This is a genomic window from Actinotalea ferrariae CF5-4, assembly GCF_000603945.1.
Classification (GTDB): domain Bacteria; phylum Actinomycetota; class Actinomycetes; order Actinomycetales; family Cellulomonadaceae; genus Actinotalea; species Actinotalea ferrariae.
Window position 1 is genome coordinate 1 of sequence record NZ_AXCW01000337.1, and the last position, 3,578, is coordinate 3,578.

The window sequence follows — 3,578 nt, forward strand, 5'->3', positions numbered from 1 at the left end:
CGCCGGCCGTCGGCCCGGACGTGGGGCGGACCGGGCGCCGGGTCCCCGCACCCGCGCCGGACGGGCGCACCGGGGCAGGAGGACGGCGGGACATGCCCTCGATTGTGCCTGCTCGGACGGGGCGGAGCCGTCAGGCGGCCGGGCGCGTTGCCCGGTGCGGGGTCCGACCGGGGGCGCGAGCAGGGTCCGACTCTGGACGCGAGCGGGGCCTACCCCCGAACGCGGGCAGGGCCCGACCGGAGACGGTCGGGCCCTGCCGGGTGCGCCCGAGGGCGCGGGTGGTGCGTGTCAGCCGCGACGCGGGAAGGCGCCGGCGCCCGCGTAGACCGCGGCGTCGTCCAGCTCCTCCTCGATGCGCAGCAGCTGGTTGTACTTGTTGATCCGCTCGCCGCGCGCCGGGGCGCCGGTCTTGATCTGGCCGGCGTTGGTCGCGACGGCCAGGTCGGCGATCGTGACGTCCTCGGTCTCGCCGGAGCGGTGCGACACCATCGCGGTGAAGCCGGCGCGCTGCGCCATCGTCACGGCGTCGAGCGTCTCGCTCAGAGTGCCGATCTGGTTCAGCTTGACCAGCAGGGAGTTCGCGGCCTTGAGCTGGATGCCCTTGGCCAGGCGCTCCGGGTTGGTCACGAACAGGTCGTCGCCGACGACCTGCACGCGGTCGCCGACCTTGGCGACGAGCTCGCTCCAACTGTCCCACTCGTCCTCGGACAGCGGGTCCTCGATGGAGACCAGCGGGTAGTCCGCGACGAGCTTCTCGTAGAAGGCGATCATCTCGGCCGGCGAGGTGGCCTTGCCCTCGAACTGGTAGGCGCCGTCCTTGAAGAACTCGGTCGCCGCGACGTCGAGCGCGAGCGCGACGTCGGTGCCCGGCGTGAAGCCGGCCTGCTCGATGGCGACGAGGATGAGGTCCAGCGCGTCGCGGTTGCTCGGCAGGTTGGGGGCGAAGCCGCCCTCGTCGCCGAGGCCGGTCGCCAGGCCCTTGCTCTTCAGGACCGACTTGAGGGAGTGGTAGACCTCGGCGCCGGTGCGCAGGGCCTCACGGAACGTGGTGGCGCCGATGGGCGCGACCATGAACTCCTGGATGTCGACGTTGGAGTCGGCGTGCGACCCACCGTTGAGGATGTTCATCATCGGCACGGGCAGCACGTGGGCGTTGGGGCCGCCGACGTAGCGGAAGAGCGGCAGGTCCGCGGAGTCCGCGGCGGCCTTGGCGACCGCGAGCGAGACGCCGAGGATCGCGTTGGCGCCGAGCTTGCCCTTGTTGGGGGTGCCGTCCAGGTCCTTGAGGGCCTGGTCGACGAGGCGCTGCTCGCTGGCCTCGAACCCGATGAGCTCCGGCGCGATGTCGTCCATGACGGCGTTGACCGCGTCCTGCACGCCCTTGCCGAGGTAGCGGCTCTTGTCGCCGTCACGGCGCTCGACGGCCTCGAACGCACCGGTCGACGCGCCCGAGGGCACGCCCGCACGGGCGATCGTGCCGTCGTCGAGGGCGACCTCGACCTCGACGGTGGGGTTGCCGCGCGAGTCGAGGATCTCGCGGGCGCCTACGGCCTCGATTGTGGCCACGGAAGCTCCTTCGTACGGACTGGTGGGGATCTTCTCCGGGCTGGTCCTGGTTCCGCGGACCAGCGGCGAGGTGGACGAGCCGACCTGCCGCCGGTCGTCGTCAACCGGCCGCGGTCCACAGTAGTGCCGATCCCGCCGCCCGGGGCGGGACGTTCATGGGACCGGGCCCCGACGGGCCCTGCCCGGCCGGCGACGGGCCGACGACCGGCCGGCGACCGACCGGCGGCCGGCGGGTCAGACGTGGGCGGGCTGCGCCTGCAGGGCCGCGATGATCCCCTCGACCTGCTCCTTGGCGTCGCCGAAGAGCATCACCGTGTTCTCCCGGAAGAACAGCGGGTTCTGCACGCCGGCGTAACCGGTGGCCATGGACCGCTTGAAGACCACGACCTGCTTGGCCTTCCAGACCTCCAGCACCGGCATGCCGGCGATGGGCGAGCCCGGGTCCTCCAGCGCCGCCGGGTTGACGGTGTCGTTCGCGCCGATGACGAGGACGACGTCGGTCTGCGCCAGGTCGTCGTTGATCTCGTCCATCTCCAGGACGATGTCGTAGGGCACCTTCGCCTCCGCCAGGAGCACGTTCATGTGCCCGGGCAGGCGGCCGGCGACCGGGTGGACGCCGAACCGCACGTCGACGCCCTGCGCCCGCAGCCGCGTCACCAGGTCGGCCACGGGGTACTGCGCCTTGGCGACCGCCATGCCGTAGCCCGGGGTGATGACCACGGAGCGCGCGTCGAGGAGCATCTGGGCGACCTCCGGGGCGAGCACCGGGTGGTGCTCGCCGTCCTCGCCACCGGCCGCGACGGTGCCCGCCTCGACGCCGAAGCCGCCGAGGATGACGCTGACGAACGAGCGGTTCATCGCCCGGCACATGAGGTAGGACAGGATCGCGCCGGAGGAGCCGACGAGCGCGCCGGTGACGATGAGCAGGTCGTTGCCGAGCATGAAGCCGGCCGCGGCGGCCGCCCAGCCGGAGTACGAGTTGAGCATCGAGACGACGACGGGCATGTCGCCGCCGCCGATCGCCGCCACGAGGTGCCAGCCCAGGGCCAGGGCGATCGCCGTCATCGCCAGCAGCGGGACGAGCGCGTTCTGCGCCACGAACCACGCCATGAGGCCGAGCGAGACGACGACGGCGCCCAGGTTGAGCAGGTTGCGGCCGGGCAGGGCCAGCGGCGCGGAGCTCATCCGCGCGGACAGCTTGAGGTACGCCACGATCGAGCCGGTGAAGGTCACCGCCCCGATGAACACCCCGAGGAACACCTCGACCTGGTGGACCGCGTCGGCCTCCTCCGTGAGGTACGAGTTGAACCCGACGAGCACCGCGGCGAGCCCCACGAAGCTGTGCAGGATCGCGATGAGCTCGGGCATCTGCGTCATCTCGACGCTGCGGGCCCGCCACACGCCCACGGTCGCGCCGATCGCGAAGACGAGCGCGATGAGCAGGAGCGTGACGAGCACGGGACGCTCGCTGTTCTCGGCCGCCAGCAGCACCGTGGCACCGAGCGCGAGGCCCATGCCGACCATGCCGAGGACGTTGCCGCGACGCGCCGTCGTCTGGCCGGACAGGCCGGCCAGGCTGGCGATGAAGAGCAGGGCCGCCAGGACGTACACGGCCTGCGCGAGAGAGGTGAGCACGTCAGTCGCCCTTCCGGAACATGCCGAGCATCCGGTACGTGACCAGGAACCCGCCGAAGATGTTGATACTGGCCACGGCCGCGGCGACGAAGGCGATCGAGGAGACCACGAGGTTCTCCGACCCGATCTGCAGGAGCGCCCCGACGAGGATGATCCCCGAGATGGCGTTCGTCTGGGCCATGAGCGGCGTGTGCAGCGCGTGCGTGACGTTGAAGATCACGTAGTAGCCGACGACGACCGCGAGCGCGAAGACGACCAGGTGCTGACGCGTCTCCTCCGGCGCGAACGTCAGCGCCAGCGCGAGTGCGACCGCCCCCAGGCCGGCCACGGCCGTGCGGCGCGTCCGGCGGCGCGCGGCCTGCTGCGCGGCCGTGGCG

At 71.9% G+C, this 3,578-nt stretch carries 3 protein-coding genes; all 3 read right to left on the minus strand.

Going from position 1 to position 3,578, the window contains the following annotated elements; genetic code table 11:
• Nucleotides 1–288: 288 nt before the first annotated feature.
• Nucleotides 289–1,566, minus strand: a complete 1,278-nt coding sequence (eno, locus tag N866_RS17355) for a phosphopyruvate hydratase (RefSeq protein WP_034228920.1) — start codon at nucleotides 1,564–1,566, stop codon at nucleotides 289–291.
• Nucleotides 1,567–1,800: 234 nt separating this feature from the next.
• A complete protein-coding gene (gene pntB, locus N866_RS17360) occupies nucleotides 1,801–3,201 on the minus strand; it encodes a Re/Si-specific NAD(P)(+) transhydrogenase subunit beta (protein ID WP_034228922.1) in 1,401 nt (466 codons plus the stop codon).
• A 1-nt stretch (nucleotide 3,202) separates the two neighbouring features.
• Nucleotides 3,203–3,578: proton-translocating transhydrogenase family protein (locus tag N866_RS17365; RefSeq protein WP_034228924.1), on the minus strand; the 376-nt coding region annotated here is incomplete at its 5' end.